The sequence below is a fragment of the Bacillus cereus group sp. BfR-BA-01522 genome, assembly GCF_022662635.1.
GTDB lineage: Bacteria > Bacillota > Bacilli > Bacillales > Bacillaceae_G > Bacillus_A > Bacillus_A cytotoxicus.
The window spans coordinates 25,417-45,909 of record NZ_JAKUDY010000009.1; the positions used below are offsets into that span (position 1 = coordinate 25,417).

Below are 20,493 nucleotides of genomic sequence, written 5' to 3' on the forward strand. Positions count from 1 at the left end.
TTCCCAACAATTCTTTTAAGACTTGTAATGCTATCAAACGATTGAGTGTCAATCATAAAAAGCACCTCTCAATAAGCGAGAGGTGCTTTACATTACATTACATTACTTTTTTAATAGTATTTGTTGCTTGTTTCGTTTGCATAGCAACGTTTTCTTGTCGCAATGCTTTAAATAATGAAGTAATCATTAAAATGACAACAAATGAGAATGGCAAGGCAGCGATAATGGCTGCAATTTGCAAGGCTTTTAGTCCGCCAGCTCGTAAGAGAATAGCAGCAATGACTGCAATTGTTAATCCCCAAATTAATTTTAAATGGTTCTTTGGTGATAAGCTCCCATTGCTCGTTTGCATAGAAACAACGAATGTTGCAGAATCAGCCGATGTAACAAAGAACGTTGCGATTAACACGAGACTTATAATTGTTAAGAACGTTGAGAATGGTAAATGAGAAATAACGGAAAATAATCCGATTTCTGTGCCGTTTTTGGCGATTTCATCAGCAATTCCAAGCGATTGGAACATTTCCATATGGATAGCAGTACCGCCAAAAACGGCAAACCAAAATGTACAAATGAGTGTTGGAATGAAAACTACGCCAAAAATGAATTCTCGAATCGTACGTCCGCGGGAAACTCTTGCGATAAATGTTCCAACGAATGGAGACCAAGAGATCCACCAGCCCCAATAGAAAATGGTCCAATTCTCAATCCATGAAGAGGAGTTTTTGCTAAAGGCTCCTAATTCTAATCCCATACTTGGTAGTGATCCGATATAAGAACCTATTGTAGAGGTAAAATATTTCATAATAAAGACAGTTGGTCCAAGAAATAAAAAGGAAATGAGTAATATACTTGCTAGGGAGAAGTTTAAGTTACTCAAATATTTAATCCCACGATCTAAACCAGTCTGTGCACTTGTTAAGTACAGTATAGTAAAAATGGCGATGAGTATGAGCTGTGTACTAATGGTATTATGAATAGAAGGGAATAAATAGTTTAAGCCTCCTGCAATTTGTTGTGCACCGATTCCTACAGATGGCACAATTCCAAAGACGGTTGCTAAAACAGCTAAAATATCGACTGTTTTTCCGATAGGAGAGTTTTTCGATCGATTAAATAAAGGAGTAACTGTAGCACTAATTGTACTACCTTTTTTCATTCGAAATGTAAAGTATGCGATTGTTAAAGCAACCATTGCATATAGTGACCAAGGGAAGAGTCCCCAGTGGAAAAAAGAATATCTCATAGCAAGTTTTGCGCTTTGTTCTGTCCCAGGTTCACCAGTAAGCGGTGAACCAAGATGCGAAATTGGTTCAGCAATTCCATAAAAGAGAAGACCAACTCCCATTCCTGCTCCAAACAACATAGAAAGCCAAGACAGGTAACTGTATTTTGGTTTCTCATCATCTTTACCAAGACGGATTGAACCATATTTTGAAAAAGCTAAATAAGCAGCTAAAATAATCATTGTGGTCATAAGTAAAGAGTAAAACCATCCAAACTTATTGAGGATAAATGAGTTTAATGAAGAAGTAACACTTTGTAAATCATAGCCTTGTATCCAACTTGCTGGAATCGCACCCCATATAATAAATAATGTTGTAAGCAAGATGGAGATATAGAATACACTGTTCTTTTTTTTATCATAGAATCCCACCTTTTATTTAATAAAGTTAATAATTATATTTATTATAACAATAACGAGTTTAAATGTCAAAAAATTCGGTTTTTAACGAATTTATAAGGTAGAGATATTGTTTGAGAAATGTTCACAATTTATCAAACAATAATATGAAATATTGCATTTTACATTATTTTACTAGTATAATATGTTAAATTTTAAGTAATTAATATAGAAATATAAAGATGAAAGGAAGTTATTATGAATAAGAAATCAAAAATTACGCAAATGATGCTCGGTATTAGTACAGTAGCTTTATCATTTGGAAGTATTCAAACACAAGTATCAGCAGAAGAAAAAATACCTTATAATGTCATGCAAATGAAGCCGATTGGAGTTGAAACTCAGACGGATCAAATTGCTCATGTTTCGCAGGAAAATAAAACATTATCTTTTGAAGAACGATTAAGAACGGGAGATTTTTCTCAACGTCCAGCTTTTGGAATGAAGAGAACGGAATCTAAACAGTTTCAAGAAAGTTATTCTATGGCTGATTTCAATAAAATGAATAATGAAGAATTGATTGATACATTGGCAAATATTCGTTGGAATCAAATCACAGATTTATTTCAATTTAATCAAGACACAAAAACGTTTTATCAAAATAAGGAAAGAATGCAAGTTCTGATTGATGAATTAGGTCGTCGTGGGAGTACATTTACAAAAGATGATGCAAAAGGAATTGATACATTTGTTGAAGTGTTACGTTCAGCTTTTTACCTTGGTTTCTATCATAAAGAATTAAACTATTTAAATGAGCGTAGTTTCCATGATAAATGCTTGCCAGCATTAAAAGCCATTGCGAAAAATCCAAACTTTAAACTTGGGACAGAACAACAAGATACGGTAGTATCTGCATACGGGAAATTAATTAGTAACGCTTCGAGCGATATTGAAACAGTGCAATATGCAGCAAATATTTTAAAACAGTACAATGATAATCTCGCTACTTATGTAAGCGATTTTATGAAAGGGCAAGCTGTATATAGTCTTATACAAGGGATTGATTATGATATAGATTCTTATGTGTATGCTTCGTATAAAGAAGCAAATCAAACAATGTGGTACGGTAAAATGGATGCTTTTGTAAATGAAGTGAGCCGTATTGCGCTTTTACAGCATGTAACAACAGAAAATAGTTGGTTAATTAATAATGGCATTTATTTTGCAGGTCGTTTAGGGAAATTTCATAGTGACCCAAATAAAGGATTAGCAGTTGTTACACAAGCAATGCATATGTATCCGCATTTAAGTGATGCTTATTTTGTTGCAGTAGAGCAGATTAAAACGAATTATGGCGGAAAAGATTACAATGGAAATAAAATAGATGCAGAGAAAATACGTGAAGAGGGAAAACAACGGTACTTGCCAAAAACATATACATTTGATGATGGATCTATTGTATTTAAAACAGGGGATAAAGTAACAGAAGAAAAAGTGAAGCGATTGTACTGGGCTGCTAAAGAAGTAAAAGCGCAATATCATCGTGTGATTGGAAATGATAAAGCGCTAGAGCCAGGTAATCCGGATGATGTGCTAACAGTTGTTATTTATAATAGTCCAGATGAATATAAGCTTAATAGACAACTATATGGATATGAAACAAATAATGGTGGAATTTATATTGAACAAGACGGAACTTTCTTTACATATGAACGTACCCCAGAACAAAGTATTTATAGTTTAGAAGAGTTATTCCGTCATGAATTTACTCATTATTTACAAGGGAGATATGAGGTTCCTGGTTTATTTGGAGAAGGAGATATGTATCAAAATGAGAGATTAACTTGGTTTCAAGAAGGGAATGCAGAGTTCTTTGCAGGATCTACTCGTATGAACAATGTTATTCCACGTAAAAGTATAATTAGTGGATTATCATCTGATCCTGCAAATCGTTATACAGCAGAACGAACATTATTTGCAAAATATGGTTCATGGGATTTTTATAACTATTCTTTTGCACTACAGTCCTATTTATATAATCATCGTTTTGAAATATTTGATCAAATTCAAGACTTAATTCGAGCGAATGATGTGAAGAATTATGATGCATATCGTGAGGCTTTAAGTAAGGATGCGAATTTAAATACTGAGTACCAGGCGTATATGCAAAAATTAATTGATAATCAAGAAAGATATAACGTGCCAGAGGTATCAGATGATTATTTAGCAGAGCATGCACCAAAGGCATTAACAGAAGTGAAGAAAGATATCGAGGATACAACGAATCTGAAAGGGGCAACGATTAAAAAGCATAAGTCCCAATTTTTTGATACATTTACGGTAGAAGGAACGTATACAGGTAGTACGACAAAGGGAGAAGCTGAGGACTGGAAAGAGATGAGTAAGCACATCAACCAATCTCTAGAAAAATTGACTCAGAAGGAATGGAGCGGTTATAAAACAGTTACAGCTTATTTTGTGAACTATCGTGTAAATGCAGAAAATCAATTCGAATACGATGTTGTATTTCATGGTATCGCAACAGATAGTGGAGAAAATCAAGCTCCAGTTGTAAATATAAATGGTCCATACAATGGAAATGTAAATCAAGCCATTCAGTTTAATAGTGATGGTTCCAAAGATGAGGATGGAAAAATTACTTCTTACTTATGGGATTTTGGAGATGGTACAACAACTACGGAAGCAAATCCAAAACATGTATATAAGCAGGAAGGAACATATAAAGTAACATTAACAGTAAAAGACGATAAAGGAAAAGAAGCGAAAACCGAAACAACCGTTACTGTTAGAAAAGGACACGAAACAACGGTAGAATCCGAACCAAATAATCGTCTGGAGGAAGCGAATCCTATTGCATTCCATACATTGATAAAAGGTAGTCTTATGAATGAAGATCGTACAGATATTTATACTTTTGATGTCACTTCTTCAAAAAATATAGATATTTCTGTTGTAAATGAACATAACATTGGGATGACATGGGTTCTTCATCATGAATCAGATATGCAAAATTATGTTGCGTATGGCCAAGCTAATGGAAATGATATAAAAGGGAAATTTGAAGCAAAACCAGGAAAGTATTATTTATATGTATATAAATTTGATAACGGAAATGGGACATACACATTATCAGTAAAATAAGTGTATGTCCGATGTATACGAAACTTTACTTTTTATGGGAAATGATATATTATATAAATATACAATATATCGGTTGTTTTTTAGGAGGAGCCTGTCACGACAGGCTCCTCCTGTTCTTTTTTAGGAAACCTGTACGACAGGTTTTTCTTTTAAAGAATAAATGACTGAAAATTGTGAAAAAATATCGAAAGAGGTGAAGCATACATATAAAAAAGAAGTATGAAAGAGAAAGGAGGACAGCGGGCATGTCTGTATTGGGGTATCCACTTGAGACAATTTATTTATACGGATTTATTATTATTACTATTCTTACTGTGATTTACATCTTTTTTGGAGATATTTTTGAATCTGTATTTAGCTTTGGAGGTGGATCTACTTCTATTGTCACGTTGCTACTAAGTTTCTTAGCTATGCTTTGTGGTTTTAGTTATATTGGTGAATATGTATTGTCTTTAGATAGTATCGTTATCTTTATTCTTTCGCTCTGTATATCACTGATTGGTGTTTTTATTATGAAAATATTAATTTTAAAACCCATTGCTGAATCTGAACAAAATACAGTACATGGTATGGAGGAATTTATCGGTTGCAGAGGAGAAGTCATTATTACTATTCCAAAGGAAGGATTTGGAGAAGTGTTAATTTCTTCAAAATTTGGAAGTAATGCGATACCAGCTAAAACGGTTGGAAAGCAGGATATTTTACAAGGTACACAAGTAATGATAGAAGGAGTACAAGATGGAGTACTACTTGTACGAAATATTGCTCATTCTTTAAAAAAACCAAAGTGGTAAGGAGGAGTTTACATGATTCCATTAATTATTGGTGGTGTATTACTCGCAATTTTACTTTTGCTTATTTTAGTATTTATCACGAAATATCGCACCGTTGGTCCAGATGAAGCTTTAATTGTCACAGGAAACTGGCTTGGCGGTGGTAAAAATGTTGTGACGACGGATGATGGAAAGAAAATTAAAATTATTCGTGGTGGAGGTACTTTTGTTGTACCAATTATGCAGCGTGCAGAACCTCTTAGTTTATTAAACTATAAATTAGAAGTTGGAACGCGTGATACGTATACAAAACAAGGGGTACCAGTTACTGTAAATGGTGTTTCCATTATTAAAGTAGGCTCAACAATTGAAGAAGTATCAACGGCAGCAGAACAATATTTAGGAAAAGAAACAGAAGAGTTAAAAGTGGAGGCAAAAGAAGTATTAGAAGGGCATTTACGAGCGATTTTATCCTCGATGACGGTGGAAGATGCATATAGTAATAGAGAACAATTTGCACAGAAAGTACATGAAGTAGCGTCTTCAGATTTAAAGAAAATGGGACTTCGCATCGTTTCTTTTACAATTAAAGAAATTACAGATAAAAATGGCTATTTAGATGCACTCGGTCAACCGCAAATTGCAACTGTTAAGCGTGATGCTCAAATTGCAAATGCAGAGCGTGAAAAAGAAGCGCGCATTGAAAAAGCACGTGCTGAAAAGGAAGCGAAAGAAGCTGAATATCAACGCGATGCTCAAATTGCAGAAGCAGAAAAATATAAAGAGTTAAAAGTGCAATCATATAAGAAAGAACAAGAGCAGGCTCGTGCGGATGCGGATCTTTCCTATGAATTACAGCAAGCAAAAGCACAACAAAATGTAACAGAAGAACAAATGCGAGTGAAAATTATTGAGCGTGAAAAACAAATTGAATTAGAAGAAAAAGAAATTGCTCGTCGTGAGAAACAATATGATGCTGAAGTAAAGAAAAAAGCAGATGCAGATCGTTATGCAGTTGAGCAAGCGGCAGAAGCAGAAAAAGTAAGACAAATGAAAAAAGCGGATGCAGATCAATATAAGATTGAAGCGGAAGCAAAAGCACGGGCTGAAGAAGTACGTGTAGAAGGGTTAGCAAAAGCAGAAATTGAAAAGGCGCAAGGGGAAGCGAAGGCAGAAGTTGAGAAAGCACAAGGTACTGCAGAAGCAGATGTTATTAGACTAAAAGGTTTAGCGGAAGCAGAAGCAAAACAAAAAATTGCCGAAGCATTTGAATTATATGGGCAAGCAGCAATTATGGATATGGTTCTGAAAATGCTTCCAAGCTATGCGAAAGAAATTGCGAGTCCGCTTAGTAATATTGATAAGATTACAGTTGTTGATACAGGCGGTGGTGGAAAAAACAGCGGTGCTGGAAAAGTTGCAGGGTATGCAACAGACTTAATGGCAACGATGCAAGAAACATTGAAAGCTTCTTCTGGTATTGACTTAAAAGAACTATTAGAAAGTTTCGCAGGAAAAGATGCGGTGGAGAAAGTAGTAAAGGAGCAGCTTCCTGTACAAGTGGTAGAAGAACAAAGGAACGATAAACAATAATAATACAAAAAGAGCTTCTGGGTCACGTATCAGAAGCTCTTTTTGTATTGTTGAAAATTAAAAAAAATAGACAATCTTATATATTGTTTTCATTATTCGTTTTATATAGAATTAAAAATATATGTAAGACTTAATTATGTCATCATTTTTACAAATGGATACTATCACGAAATATCTATGAACAAAATATAAAGGAGACAGAGAAATGGAACAAGGAAAAAAGAAATTGAGAGGAATAGGTTTAAAAACGAAATTACTTGTATCATATATTATCATTTTGGTTCTTCCAAGTATTGTAATTGGTTGGACGTCTTATCTACAAGCGAAAACAAATTTTAATGATACAATTTTGGAAACAGCAAAAGATAACATAAAAATTTTAAATAATGTCATTAATAAAGAACTAGATAAGAAGCAAGTGGATGCTGAATATTTTACAAAATTATTTACCGAAGCGAGTTATCAAGGGGATCAAGTTCAAAATATACAGAATAAATTAGAAGAATATAATCAGTTACATCCAGAATTGGAGGCCATCTATACTGGATCTAATAATGGGCAGTTTATTCAATCACCGGTTACTGAAATGCCAGAAGGATATAATCCTACAGAAAGAGATTGGTATAAAGAGGCGGTGAAAAAAAACGGAGAGGTAATTGTAACAGCTCCATATAAATCCAAAACGACAGGAAACATAGTGATTACATTAGCAAAACAAAATGAGGATAAAAGTGGTGTTCTTGGTATTGATTTAATTATTAATGATATTGTAAATACTTCAAAAATGGTTAATATCGGTAAGCAAGGGTATGTAGCAATTTTTGATCAAGATACACGTGTGGTGGCACATCCAACGAAAAAGCCAGGTGAAAAATTAGAAGACTCAGCAATACAAGAGCTGTATCAAAAAGAAAAAGGAGATTTCAAATTTGTCCAAGACGGTGAAGAACGGAATGTAATTTTTGAAACAAATAAGAAAACAGGGTGGAAAATAGTAGGTATTATGCCTTCGGCAGAAATCATTCAAGCAGCTGCACCAATTTTTTTCAAAACATTAACTGTAATAGGTATTTCTTTATTAATTGGTGGGGTTTTAATTTATTTCATTATTGCATCTATTATTAAACCGTTAAAACAACTTGTTATGTCCTCGAAAAAAATTAGTGAAGGTGACTTAACAGAAAAGGTGAGTGTTCATTCGAATGATGAAATTGGGCAATTAGGGATTAGCTTTAATGAAATGGCAACAGCTCTACATGATCTAATTTCCAAAATTAATCTGTCAGCAGGCCATGTAGCAGCCTCATCAGAAGAATTAACAGCTAGTGTGAAGCAAGCAAGTGAAGCGACAGAGCAAATTACAAAAGCAATGGAGCAAGTATCAAGCGGTGCGGAAATACAAAATCGAGAAGTTGAAGATGGTGCAATGTTGCTGGAAGAAGTTACAAAAGGCATTCAACGTGTTGCGGATAGTTCTTCACTTGTATCAAATGCGTCTGCATATACAAAACAAAAAGCTGAAAATGGTGGGAAGTTAGTCGAAAAGACTGTTCAACAAATGAAATTAATTCATGAGTCTGTTTCGCAATCAGATAAAGTAATTACACTGCTCGAGGATAAATCAAAACAAATTGGAGAGATTCTTGAAGTCATTCAAAATATTGCGGAGCAGACAAATTTATTAGCACTAAATGCAGCGATTGAGGCGGCGCGAGCAGGCGAGCATGGCAGAGGTTTCGCAATTGTAGCAGATGAAGTTCGAAAATTAGCTGAGCAATCGGGGAAATCTTCAACAGAAATTGGAAAACTAGTTGTAGAAATTCAATCGGATATAAAACAAACTGTAGGTTCGATGAATCAAGTAGGAGCAGAAGTAGAATCAGGGATTGTTGTTGCGAATGAAACAAAACAAAGCTTTGCGGAAATATTACAATCTACAAATGATACTGTGTCACAAATTCATAATATGGCAGAAATCGCAAAACGTATGACGACGGATGCGAACCAAGTAAGCTCATCTATGAATGAAATTGCAGCAACAGTTGAAGAAAATGCAGCAAGTGTACAAAATATCGCTGGTTCTTCTGAAGAGCAATTGGCTTCAATGGAAGAAATTAATTCAGCAGCAGTACATTTATCACAAATGGCTGAAGAATTGCAAGAGATGATAGGGAAATTTAGAGTATAAGAGGTAAAAGCGGAGTGGGGAAGGCTACTCCGCTTTTACAGTATTCATAAGTTTTGTTTAGAATATTTAAAAATATAATTTGTTCAAGACAAGGGTGATAGAATAGATGAGAAAATAGAGACGTGTGAAGTAGGGAGTAGGTTTTGAATGAAAGTAATAATTGAAGAAATTTATAGCCCGTGTATCGGAGTGGTAGAAGAGATTTTTGTTGATGAGTCATCCTATGTTTATGAATGGGAAAAGTTAATGATGATTCGCAAAAATGATGGGACATTAGAAAAGGTTGCAGTTGGTATTAGCGGAAATATAAGAGCGGTAAATATAGAAGTTGGTCAAAAAGTGAATACGGACACACTATTAATAACATTAGAAGATGATTTAATCATTACAGGTTGTGAATAAAAAGGTGCGTAGAAGTTACTACACACCTTTTTTGGTTAGAGGCTCATTCCAAGCACATTCATTGTAAACTGTACAACATTTCGTTAGAAGAAATGGAATGTCTATATTTCACTTTTAATACGATAACATAAGGCGTAAAAGGAAGAACTTATAACTGTTTTCGTTCCGACTATCTTCAAAAAGATAGGGAGAGAATAACAATGGGAAAAGAATTGTTGGTAACAATCAAAAGTGTTACTCCCCTTCAAGGCACTTTAACAATTCCTACATATTACGCGGAAATATATCCAGCAATTATGATGATTAGTGATGCTGGAAAATTGGATCGTGATGAAATGTTGGATGTTTACAAGTAAACTTATATAAAGAATTAGCTTATTATTGGACAGCATTAGGATTTGCGGTGTTGCGTTATGATAAGCGGAGAGGTTGTAAAAGTAAAGGGAATTATAGAAAAATAGGAATACAAGATTTAATTGATGATGCTACTTTGTGGGTTCGTTTTTTAAAAGCTCATCCGCTCATAGATCCAAAACGAATCATTATCGCAGGATATGGCGAAGGAGCGCTACTAGCACCAGCGGTTTATCTCGCTATTTTAGGACAGTAAGACTCCCACCTCAAGAGTTAGAAAGAAGAAAGGAAGATAGGGGGGATTAGGGCTGCCCGTAACAGCCCGATTGGTGAGGGCTCATAATCAGTGGAGGATGAAGAAAACCCCCTACTGATTAAATTTTCATTTTATAGTAAGGAGTCTGTTGCTGGTTTCATTATGCTTGCAGGTGCGGTGGAACCAGCAAATTCTATATTAGAAGCAAAAATAGAAAATCATGTGAACGAGAGATGTTCTAGATTTGTAAGCTGGTTATGGAAGGTTTTCAAAATACCGTATCATATGAAATTAAGAAATGATAAAATGATGAGGGAAGTACAACTTTTGGAAGAAAACAGCAGTTGGACAAAAAGTATAAAGTTAGATGCCAAATGGTTAAGAGAACGGTTACAATATAATGTAATTTCATATTTAGAAAAAGTATTATGCCCAGTTTTAGCAATTACAGGAGGAAGGGATATACAGGTGCCTCCTGAATATGCGAAGCGAATTGTTTCACATGTTCATGATAAAGCAGAGTGGCATATCATTCCGAACATGAATCATGTTTTAAGAAATGCTGAACATAAGCACACAATGCTTCGATTAAGGAAGGAATATAAGGGACTTCTGGATAAAACTATTGAAGAAGAATTATTACATGTAATGAAGGAATGGTTAAAAAAACATTATCTTTCATAGGAGCTGTAAGTGTGAGGAAACAAAAGATTTTATTATGTATGTTATTGGGGTTATTAATGATGGCAGTGGCTTGTGATAAACAAGAAGAACCTGAAATGAAGCCAGTTCATGTGAAAAGTGAAAAGAAACAGAAGGAAAAAGAAGAAAAGAGCATGAACTTAATGGATAAGCAATTATTGCTTTCGGCAACGCTTGGTGATACAGAAACTGCTATTAAGTTAATAAAAGACGGAGCGAATATAAATGTAACAGGTGACCAAGGAGAAACACCTATCATGGCTGCAACATATTACAATCATGTTGAAACTGTAAAGGCTTTGATTCAGGCAGGGGCTGATATTGAATTACAGGATAAAAAGCAAGACAATCCGTTTCTTTATGCAAGTACTGAAGGATATGTCGATATTGTTAGATTAACAATTGATGCTGGAACAAATGTAAGAGAAACAAACCGTTCTGGTGGGACAGCACTTATTCCAGCTGCTGAGAGAGGGCATGTCGAAGTAGTCGAAGAGCTATTAAATCGTACAGATATTGATGTGAACGATAAAAATGATGATGGATGGACAGCTTTACTTAAGGCAATTGTGTTAGGAAATGGTAGTGAGAATCATAAACAAGTTGTGCAACTACTAATCAATCATGGAGCAGATGTAAATTTAGCGGATCGTGAAGGGATAACGCCTTTGGAGCATGCAGAAAGAAGAGGTTTTACAGAAATCGTAAATATGCTCAAAGAAGCGGGAGCGAACGAAACACTTGAAACGATAGAGTAGTATGAAAGAAAAAGTAAGAGGTCAGGAACATCATGATTTCTTACTTTTTTCTATAGTTGGAGGATCATACATGATTATTTTTATTCATCATTTCTTATCATGTGAACCTAGCTACTAGAAAGTATTATATTACTTTATATGGACAAGCTATTTATGAAACATAAAAAAGAAATAAGCAAGAAGCGATTCAAATGGTGAATGGAGCAAGAAATGGATAAACAATAAGGAAAAATACTTGAAAAGCTCGAAAGAACAATAAGACTATTTGTTTTTAACGAATGAACAAGGGCGTGAAATAAAAGAATGATACGCAATTGGAAGAAATGTATTTGCTTAATTGGAGTCGGCATCAGCAGCAGTAGTATGTACATAAATAAGAATGATATTCTGCCGATTACAGATCATAAAGAGGTGACCAAGAATATTGCTTTTTATCCAGTTTCTATAAATGATCAAACGCAGCGCTTTTTTTCAACTTCACAAAATGTACAAAAAAGAAATGAAGAAAAGGTATTATTACAACATGTTCCATTCATTAGACAAGCGCCAGAATTGGATAGAGGGTGTGAAGTAACAAGTTTAGCGATGATGTTACAGTATGCGGGTGTTACAGTTGATAAAATGACACTTGCAGAAGAAATACCTAAAATTCCGTTTTTACATAACGGTTTGCGTGGTAATCCGAATGAAGGATTTGTAGGGAACATTTATACATTTTCTGAGCCCGGGTATGGGGTATATCATAAGCCGCTTTTTCAGCTAGCAACTAAATATTTACCGAATCAAGTTGTTGATTTAACAGGTAAAAATATAGAGGGAATTTATGAAAGAATACGAGCTGGTAATCCTGTTGTGATGATTACAAATGCAACATACGCTCCATTAGATACGGATGAATTTCGTATATGGAAAACAAAGACAGGAAATGTTTCAATTACATACAATGAACATTGTGTTCTTCTCATTGGCTATGATAAGGAATCGGTATACATTCATGACCCGCTTAGCAACCAACCGAGCATACGCGTATCACGAAAAAACTTTGAACAGGCATGGGTTCAAATGGGAAGCCAAGCGATTTCAATGAATGAGAAAAGATATGAACGTGAAACGACTTGATGAAATTATTTTGGATACGAGTACAGATGATACTTCTTAGAAATGAACTCCTTATACTTATTTAGTCGAGTATAAATAAGAGTTTTAGAATCATGTAATTCTTTTCTAGAACCATTCAAATAAACAAGCAAGTATATATATTCAATTTTGGAATGCATCAAAAAGCGGAAAAAGAAGCGGAATGTAGTATAGAGATATATGCTACTGAATTCCGCTTCTTTTTTATAAGAAAGAGATATTGAACAGCAACAATTACATATAAGGATTATTCAAATGAGTGAATAGTTTTCAAACATTTAATTGACAATTTTCCGAAATTTAATCATTATATATTGTTTTATGGATTTTGATTATATAAAATAACACAGATGTTTGATATTCAACTAGAGGTGGGGTATTATGCAAAATATATGGAAACGATTTAGAGGAACAAGTATTAAGAAGAAGTTAGTTTTTGCATTTTTAATTATTTTAACTATACCTGGATTTATTATTGGTGGTGTATCATATCAGACTGCCAAGGAAAATTTTGATCAACAACTTACGAAAAAAGCAAAGGAAAATGTCGCAGTTTTAAATAGTGTGATTAAACAAAATATGGAAGCGAAATATGTGGATGCGGCGTACTTTGCAGATGTTTTAACTGAGGATACATATCCGGACGGACAAGAAGATATTGTAAGAACAAAATTCAAACAATATATGAGGCTTCACCCAGAGGTAGAAGGCATCTATATTGGAACGCAGACAGGGAAATTTATAAGAGAGCCATTTAAGCAAATGCCCGATGGATATAATCCAACGGAAAGGTCATGGTATAAAGAAGCGATTGAAAACAAAGGAAAAGTAATTGTTACGACTCCGTATCAATCAACATCTACAAAAAATATGGTGGTAACGGTTGCAAAGCAAACGAAGGATGGTAAAGGTGTTGTAGGGATTAATTTAAATCTAGATAACATATTAAAGATTTCTAAGATGATAGAAATTGGTAATAAAGGGTATCCTGTTATTTTAGATCAAAATAAACAAGTTGTTAGTCATCCATCAAAAAAAGTTGGTTCAAAGATTACAGATTCTTGGGTAACGCCTATTTATGAGAAAAAGCAAGGAAGCTTATCCTATACAGAAAAAGGCGATGACAAAAACATAATTTTTATAACAAATGAAAAAACAGGATGGAAAATAGTTGGGGTTATGTTTGCAGAGGAAGTGGTTCAAGCAGCTGAGCCAGTCTTTTATAAAACATTAATTGTTATTACGATTTCTATTGTTCTTGGTAGTATTTTAGTTTATTTCCTTGTGCAATCTATTATAAAACCGTTACGTAAAATAGTGGATTCTGCACATAAAATTAGTAAAGGTGATTTAAGAGAAGAACTCAAGATTTATTCGAAAGATGAAATAGGAAATTTGGCACAGTCATTCAATAAAATGTCAGATTCTCTTCGTAGTGTTATTTCAAAAATTAGCTTTTCATCAGAGCATGTGGCCGCATCAGCTGAGGAGCTAACAGCGAATGTACAACAGGCAAATGATGCAACAGATCAAATTACATTAGCGTTGGAACAAGTATCAAGCGGAGCAGAATCGCAAAGTCAAGGGGTTGAAGAAGGTGCAGCGACATTACAGCAAGTAAACATGGCAATTCAAAATTTAACAGGAAGCGTACAAGCTATTTCTGTTTCTTCATCTCATACAAGACAAAAAGCTGGTGAAGGGGAAAAACTAGTAGGTCAAACGGCGAAACAAATGCATTCTATTTCTAAATCTGTTTCGCACTCAGATGGTATGATCAAGCGTCTTGATGAGAAATCTAAACAAATTGGTGCTATTTCAGAAGCTATTCAAAGTATTGCTCAGCAAACAAATTTACTTGCTTTAAATGCAGCGATCGAAGCAGCTCGCGCAGGCGAGCAGGGACGAGGGTTTGCCATTGTGGCAGATGAGGTTAGAAAGTTGGCAGAGCAGTCAGGGGAATCATCACGTGAAATTGCTAATTTAATTAAAGAAATTAAAACTGATATTGAGAATACTGTACAATCAATGGGATATGTAAGTGACGAGGTTCAGTGTGGATTAGAAGTTGTAAGCAAAACAAAATTAAATTTTGCTGAAATTTTAGATTCGACAAATCATATCGTTTCACAAGTGAATCAAATGGTAGATACGACTAAGCTTATGGCAAGAGAAGCGAATGAAGTAACAAATGCAATTGATGAAATTGCAGCGGCCGCAGAAGAAAATACAGCGAGTGTGCAAAGTATCGCAGCATCTGCTGAAGAACAAGTTAGCTCGATGACTGAAATTCATTCAGCTGCGCAAAATTTAGCAGAGATGGCGGAAGAGTTACAAGAAATGATTAGTGAATTTAAACTAGAATAGTATGAAATAAGTAAGGTGAAATTGTTATTGCCTTACTTATTTTTCTATCTCAAGAAGTATGATTTTGATAAACAATAGGGGAGTCAATGAAAGGATGAGAAATAGAAGGTTATTAAGTTTATGGAAAACGATTACACTGCTGGTATGCACTGTTGTTGTACTTTCTTTACTTGTAACGGATATTTTAATTAGTCATCATGTTGAGCGTACGACAGAAGAAAGCCAAGCAGAAAAAGCCAAAATAATTGCGCGTATTGTAGCGCATTCACCAATTGTGTTGGAAGGCTTAACAGGTAGAAGAGATGCAGTTGAAATTCAAACATATACGAACAGGTTATTAAAAAATACAGATGTTCAGTTTATTGTCGTTATGGATATGAAGGGAATTCGAAAATCTCATCCAAATCCTCAAAAAATCGGTCATCATTTTGTTGGAGGGGATGAGGGAACGGTTTTAAAAGGAAAAGAACATGTGTCTTTAGCTGAAGGAACGTTAGGGATTTCGATGCGCGTATTTGTACCTGTATTTTCTGAAGCAGGAAAGCAAGTTGGTGCAGTTGCTGTTGGGATTTCAGCTGATAATGTAAAAGAGAGAACGAAAGAAAGTAGACATATTATTTATATTGGGATTAGCATAGGAATATTAGTTGGAATTATTGGGGCAGTGTTATTAGCCAGACATACTAAAAAGATTTTATTTGGCCTTGAACCACATGAAATTGCAAAAATTTTAGAAGAAAGAAATACAATGCTACAATCTGTTAAAGAAGGAATTATTGCAGTAGATAAAGAAGCAAGAGTTACACTTATTAATAATGAAGCGAAGCGATTATTGAAAAAAAGTAGTCTTGAGGAAGAATGGATTGGTAAAGATGTTGAATCATATATGCCTAATTCACGTATTAAAGAAGTGTTACAGACAGGGCAAGTTCAGTTACATGAAGAGCAAAATGTTTATGGAGTTACGATTGTTACAAATAGGGTTCCTCTATATGTAGATGGTGAAATTGTTGGTGCGATTGCAACCTTTCGTGACAAAACAGAAATAAGAAAATTGGCAGAAGAAATAACAGGGATTCGATTATATGCTGAAGCATTGCGAGCGCAGTCTCATGAATTTATGAATAAGATGCATGTTGTACTGGGGCTTACACATATGAAGCAATATGATGAGTTACAGAAATATGTTAGTAGTATGGTATCAGAGCATCAATATGAAATTGGTGGTGTTATGAAAAAAGTTAAAAATCCTGTATTTGTTGGTTTTTTACTTGGTAAACTTAGCTATGCAAGAGAGAGGAATATAGAGCTCATTGTAAGTGAGGATTCTTATTTACCAGATATATTTGATGAAAGTATGATTCATGAGCTAATCACGATTGTGGGAAATTTAATTGATAATGCATTGGATGCGGTAACAAATTGTGAAGAGAAGCGAGTTCAAATTGCAATTTATTATGAAGACACATTAATGATTGTAGTGAAAGATACAGGACATGGGATACCGACAGATCGACTTGATACAGTGTTGATGAAAGGATATTCTACAAAAGGAAAGAATCGAGGCTATGGGTTATTTCTTGTAAATGAAAGCATGAAGAGAATCAATGGGAAAATACATATTCAATCATTATTAGAAAAGGGAACAACTATCACAATTGAAATACCATATACAAAGTAGGGATGAGATACAAAGATGATTAAAGTTTTAATTGTAGAAGATGATCCGATGGTAGCAATGCTAAATAAATATTATTTAGAGCAGATTGGGGGATTCGAACTAGTTTCAGTCGCCTACTCTGTCAAAGAAGCGATAAGAATATTAGAGAAATTAAATGTGGAATTTATTCTACTCGATATTTTTATGCCTGAAGATACAGGATTTGAGCTATTGATGTATGTTCGAAATCAAGAAAAAGAAATTGATATTATGATGATTTCAGCTGTGCATGATATGAGCAGCATTAAAAAGGCACTGCAATACGGAGTTGTAGATTATTTAATTAAACCATTTACATTTGAAAGGTTCAAAGAGGCGTTAATTGCATACCGGGAGAAGTTTCAATTTATGAAAGAGCAACAGCAGATTAGTCAATCTGAATTAGATACACTCATTCTCAAAAAGGAAAAGGTAGAAGGAAATGCAAATCAAGAGTTGCCAAAAGGACTAACAAAGCAAACATTACAACTCATTTGGCGGCAAATTGAGTTGCTTTACGGCAAGTCATTTACTACTGATGAAATGGCTCAATTAGTAGGGATCTCAAGAGTATCTATTCGGAAATATGTGAAGTTTTTAATAGAAATTGGAGTTTTAGAAAATGAAATGGTATATCAACAAGTGGGAAGGCCTGTAAGCAAATTAAGATGTATTGATCATAACAAAATAAATCTATATGTATAAGCGACTTTTACAAGTCGCTTATACTTTTTTTAATTACAAAATTGGTTACAAAACTTACAAAAACTATTTTTACTATTGGAAGCGTTTTAATATGGGAATAAGAATATAAGGGGGTGCCACATGGGAATTCAAAATAATATGGAAGCGGTATCATTTGTGGAGAGAAATGAATCAAAACAAGAAACTTTCGCTTCTCAAATGATGAATATTAAAATAGGTGTTATACCATTGCCATTATATCTTGTTCTAGCAGCTATTATTTATGGAGCATCTATATATCAGAAATTGCCTGCAGATATGATTGGTGGATTTGCCGTTATTATGATTATGGGGATTTTCTTAGGTGATATTGGAATGAGAATTCCAATTTTAAGAAATATTGGTGGTCCAGCGATTCTTTCATTATTCATTCCATCCTTACTCGTCTTTTTTAATTGGATGAATCCAGCGTCTATGGAAGCTGCAACGATGTTAATGAAGAAATCGAACTTTTTATACTTATATATTTCTTGTTTAGTAGTAGGAAGTATTTTAGGAATGAATCGAAAAGTGTTAGTGCAAGGATTTATTCGAATGTTTATTCCTTTAGTGGTGGGAACGATAGCATCTGTAGTAGTAGGACTATTAGTTGGTTCATTATTTGGATTTGAAATGAAGAGAACATTCTTCTTTATTATTGTGCCAATTGTAAGTGGAGGAATTGGAGAAGGGATTTTACCACTTTCATTAGCTTATAGTGATATTTTAAATGAATCATCAGCAACATTCGTCTCACAGCTTATTCCAGCGGCGATTATCGGGAATATGTTTGCAATTATTGGCGCGGGGTATATGAAGCGCTTAGGTGAGAAAAAGCCAGAGCTAAGCGGGAATGGTGTATTAGTAAAAACGGATAATCAAGCAGAATTACTAAAAGAACAAAATACAGAGAAGCCAATTGATTTTTCATTAATGGGAGCAGGATTATTAATTGCTTGCACATTCTTTATTTTTGGAGGATTTGCCTCTAAATTTATTGGAATTCCAGGCGCTATCATTATGATTTTTTCGGCAGCAATTGTGAAATATTTTAGATTAATGCCAGCAAAGATGGAGCAAGGGGCATTTCAATTATATAAATTTATTTCGAAAAATTTAACGTGGCCTCTAATGGTTGGTCTAGGGTTATTATATATTCCATTAAAAGATGTAGCAGAGGTTCTTTCATTTGGATATGTCGTTGTGTGTGCTTCAGTTGTTCTAACAATGATAATGTCCGGTTATTTTGTTGGAAAGGTTATGAAAATGTATCCAGTTGAATCTGCGATTGTAACAGGGTGTCATAGCGGCTTAGGTGGAACAGGAGATGTTGCAATCTTATCAGCTTCTAATCGTATGGAATTGATGCCATTTGCGCAAATCTCAACACGTTTAGGTGGCGCAGCGATGGTTGTAACCGCAACAATTTTATTAAAAATGTTTTCTTAAATAACAATCGGGCAAGCTAGCTATAGAAAGATATGGCTAGCTTGTCAAATTGAGGGGAGAATATACCGATGTTAGAAAAGCAAATTAATGAGCGATCATTATTACTTCATAAAGAGTTAGTAGGAAAGATTGAAATTACGAGTAAAGTAGAAGTAAATTCAGCAGAGGATTTAAGTTTGACATATACACCAGGAGTAGCGGAGTCTTGTAAAGCTATCGCGGCCGATGAAGAGACAGCGTATGATTACACAGCACGTGGTAATATGGTGGCGGTTGTATCCGATGGGACAGCTGTACTTGGTTTAGGTGATATTGGACCGAAAGCTGCGATGCCTGTTATGGAAGGAAAGTGTATTTTATTTAAGAAATTCGCGAACGTAGATGCATTTCCGTTATGTTTGGGAACAAAAGATGTAGATGAAATCGTTACCCTTGTGAAAAATTTAGAGCCGACATTTGCTGGAATCAATTTAGAAGATATTGCAGCACCGCGTTGCTTTGAAATTGAAAAACGTCTAAAAGAGGAAACAAATATTCCAGTTTTTCATGATGATCAGCATGGAACGGCAATTGTCGTGTTAGCTGCTGTAATTAATGCATTAAAAGTTGTAAAGAAGCAAATGAATACAGTGAAAATTGTCATTAATGGTGCGGGATCAGCGGGAATAGCAATTGGTAACTTGTTATTAAAAGCCGGAGTAGAACATATAACATTAGTAAGTTTAGAAGGCATTGTTTGTGAGGGAGAATTATGGATGAATCCAGCACAAATAGAAATTGCGAAGAAAACAAATCGAGAACATGTGCGAGGATCATTAAAAGAGGCAATTCGTGAGGCGGATATTTTTATCGGTGTATCTGCTCCAAATGTATTAACAAAAGAGCTTGTACAGGCGATGAATAAAAAGCCAATTGTATTTGCGATGGCAAATCCAATTCCAGAGATATTTCCAGATGAAGCATTAGCAGCCGGAGCAGCTGTTGTTGGCACAGGAAGATCTGATTATCCAAATCAGGTAAATAATGTATTGGCGTTTCCCGGTATCTTCCGAGGGGCATTAGATGTACGTGCAACGGATGTTACAGAAGAAATGAAATTAGCAGCAGCATATGGAATTGCTAACATTATTACGGATGAAGAAAGAAATGAAAACTATGTTATCCCAAATCCGCTTGATAAAAGAGTTGTGCCAAGTGTGGCAGCGGCAGTAGCAAAAGCAGCAATTGAGTCAGGAGTAGCGCAAATTAAAAAAATACCAAGTTATGAATGCTAAAAAGGAGCCTTCTTACGAAAGAAGTCTCCTTT

16 protein-coding genes are annotated in these 20,493 nt (G+C 34.7%); 15 read left to right on the forward strand and 1 reads right to left on the reverse strand.

Going from position 1 to position 20,493, the window contains the following annotated elements:
• Positions 1 to 97: 97 nt before the first annotated feature.
• Positions 98 to 1,657, reverse strand: a complete 1,560-nt coding sequence (opuD, locus tag MR059_RS14075; protein ID WP_242161877.1) for a glycine betaine transporter OpuD — start codon at positions 1,655 to 1,657, stop codon at positions 98 to 100.
• Between the two features lie 225 nt (positions 1,658 to 1,882).
• On the opposite strand from opuD, the gene colA reads away from it, so the two are divergent.
• The 15 genes from colA to MR059_RS14150 all read left to right on the forward strand — a co-directional run bounded on the left by colA (position 1,883) and on the right by MR059_RS14150 (position 20,461).
• On the forward strand, positions 1,883 to 4,786 hold the full coding sequence (colA, locus tag MR059_RS14080; protein ID WP_242161878.1) for a collagenase ColA: 2,904 nt from the start codon (positions 1,883 to 1,885) through the stop codon (positions 4,784 to 4,786).
• 245 nt (positions 4,787 to 5,031) lie between these two features.
• Positions 5,032 to 5,580 carry an NfeD family protein gene (locus tag MR059_RS14085; protein WP_011983598.1) on the forward strand — a complete coding sequence of 183 codons (549 nt, stop codon included), beginning with the start codon at positions 5,032 to 5,034 and terminating at the stop codon, positions 5,578 to 5,580.
• 12 nt (positions 5,581 to 5,592) lie between these two features.
• On the forward strand, positions 5,593 to 7,152 hold the full coding sequence (locus tag MR059_RS14090) for a flotillin family protein (RefSeq protein WP_011983599.1): 1,560 nt from the start codon (positions 5,593 to 5,595) through the stop codon (positions 7,150 to 7,152).
• 205 nt (positions 7,153 to 7,357) lie between these two features.
• Positions 7,358 to 9,340 carry a methyl-accepting chemotaxis protein gene (locus MR059_RS14095; protein WP_011983600.1) on the forward strand — a complete coding sequence of 661 codons (1,983 nt, stop codon included), beginning with the start codon at positions 7,358 to 7,360 and terminating at the stop codon, positions 9,338 to 9,340.
• A 147-nt stretch (positions 9,341 to 9,487) separates the two neighbouring features.
• The gene (locus MR059_RS14100) at positions 9,488 to 9,742 is read left to right on the forward strand and encodes a biotin/lipoyl-binding protein (RefSeq protein WP_011983601.1); all 255 of its coding nucleotides are present in this window, start codon (positions 9,488 to 9,490) and stop codon (positions 9,740 to 9,742) included.
• Positions 9,743 to 9,942: 200 nt separating this feature from the next.
• Entirely contained in the window at positions 9,943 to 10,098 is a 156-nt protein-coding gene (locus tag MR059_RS14105; RefSeq protein WP_157671218.1) for a hypothetical protein, read from the forward strand.
• Between the two features lie 50 nt (positions 10,099 to 10,148).
• On the forward strand, positions 10,149 to 10,352 hold the full coding sequence (locus MR059_RS14110) for an alpha/beta hydrolase (RefSeq protein ID WP_049759236.1): 204 nt from the start codon (positions 10,149 to 10,151) through the stop codon (positions 10,350 to 10,352).
• Between the two features lie 90 nt (positions 10,353 to 10,442).
• Positions 10,443 to 11,036, forward strand: coding sequence for an alpha/beta hydrolase (locus MR059_RS14115; protein ID WP_049759237.1), 594 nt, complete (start codon positions 10,443 to 10,445; stop codon positions 11,034 to 11,036).
• Entirely contained in the window at positions 11,009 to 11,812 is an 804-nt protein-coding gene (locus MR059_RS14120) for an ankyrin repeat domain-containing protein (protein WP_081428344.1), read from the forward strand. Before MR059_RS14115 ends, MR059_RS14120 begins: the two co-directional genes overlap by 28 nt.
• Before the next feature lie 303 nt (positions 11,813 to 12,115).
• Entirely contained in the window at positions 12,116 to 12,931 is an 816-nt protein-coding gene (locus MR059_RS14125; RefSeq protein ID WP_011983603.1) for a C39 family peptidase, read from the forward strand.
• Positions 12,932 to 13,330: 399 nt separating this feature from the next.
• On the forward strand, positions 13,331 to 15,316 hold the full coding sequence (locus MR059_RS14130) for a methyl-accepting chemotaxis protein (protein WP_011983604.1): 1,986 nt from the start codon (positions 13,331 to 13,333) through the stop codon (positions 15,314 to 15,316).
• 94 nt (positions 15,317 to 15,410) lie between these two features.
• Entirely contained in the window at positions 15,411 to 16,997 is a 1,587-nt protein-coding gene (locus MR059_RS14135; RefSeq protein WP_011983605.1) for a sensor histidine kinase, read from the forward strand.
• A 15-nt stretch (positions 16,998 to 17,012) separates the two neighbouring features.
• Entirely contained in the window at positions 17,013 to 17,720 is a 708-nt protein-coding gene (locus MR059_RS14140; RefSeq protein ID WP_011983606.1) for a response regulator, read from the forward strand.
• A 120-nt stretch (positions 17,721 to 17,840) separates the two neighbouring features.
• On the forward strand, positions 17,841 to 19,187 hold the full coding sequence (locus MR059_RS14145; RefSeq protein WP_011983607.1) for a 2-hydroxycarboxylate transporter family protein: 1,347 nt from the start codon (positions 17,841 to 17,843) through the stop codon (positions 19,185 to 19,187).
• Between the two features lie 68 nt (positions 19,188 to 19,255).
• Positions 19,256 to 20,461, forward strand: coding sequence for an NAD(P)-dependent malic enzyme (locus MR059_RS14150; protein ID WP_048723277.1), 1,206 nt, complete (start codon positions 19,256 to 19,258; stop codon positions 20,459 to 20,461).
• Positions 20,462 to 20,493: the final 32 nt, after the last annotated feature.

Excerpts from the sequence above, each read along its gene's own strand:
- MR059_RS14105 (WP_157671218.1), top strand. The coding sequence starts at position 9,943 with ATGGGAAAAGAATTGTTGGTAACAATCAAAAGTGTTACTCCCCTTCAA.
- MR059_RS14135 (WP_011983605.1), top strand. The coding sequence starts at position 15,411 with ATGAGAAATAGAAGGTTATTAAGTTTATGGAAAACGATTACACTGCTG.
- MR059_RS14130 (WP_011983604.1), top strand. The coding sequence starts at position 13,331 with ATGCAAAATATATGGAAACGATTTAGAGGAACAAGTATTAAGAAGAAG.
- colA (WP_242161878.1), top strand. The coding sequence starts at position 1,883 with ATGAATAAGAAATCAAAAATTACGCAAATGATGCTCGGTATTAGTACA.
- MR059_RS14085 (WP_011983598.1), top strand. The coding sequence starts at position 5,032 with ATGTCTGTATTGGGGTATCCACTTGAGACAATTTATTTATACGGATTT.
- MR059_RS14120 (WP_081428344.1), top strand. The coding sequence starts at position 11,009 with ATGGTTAAAAAAACATTATCTTTCATAGGAGCTGTAAGTGTGAGGAAA.
- MR059_RS14150 (WP_048723277.1), top strand. The coding sequence starts at position 19,256 with ATGTTAGAAAAGCAAATTAATGAGCGATCATTATTACTTCATAAAGAG.
- MR059_RS14145 (WP_011983607.1), top strand. The coding sequence starts at position 17,841 with ATGGGAATTCAAAATAATATGGAAGCGGTATCATTTGTGGAGAGAAAT.
- MR059_RS14125 (WP_011983603.1), top strand. The coding sequence starts at position 12,116 with ATGATACGCAATTGGAAGAAATGTATTTGCTTAATTGGAGTCGGCATC.
- MR059_RS14140 (WP_011983606.1), top strand. The coding sequence starts at position 17,013 with ATGATTAAAGTTTTAATTGTAGAAGATGATCCGATGGTAGCAATGCTA.
- MR059_RS14095 (WP_011983600.1), top strand. The coding sequence starts at position 7,358 with ATGGAACAAGGAAAAAAGAAATTGAGAGGAATAGGTTTAAAAACGAAA.
- MR059_RS14100 (WP_011983601.1), top strand. The coding sequence starts at position 9,488 with ATGAAAGTAATAATTGAAGAAATTTATAGCCCGTGTATCGGAGTGGTA.
- MR059_RS14090 (WP_011983599.1), top strand. The coding sequence starts at position 5,593 with ATGATTCCATTAATTATTGGTGGTGTATTACTCGCAATTTTACTTTTG.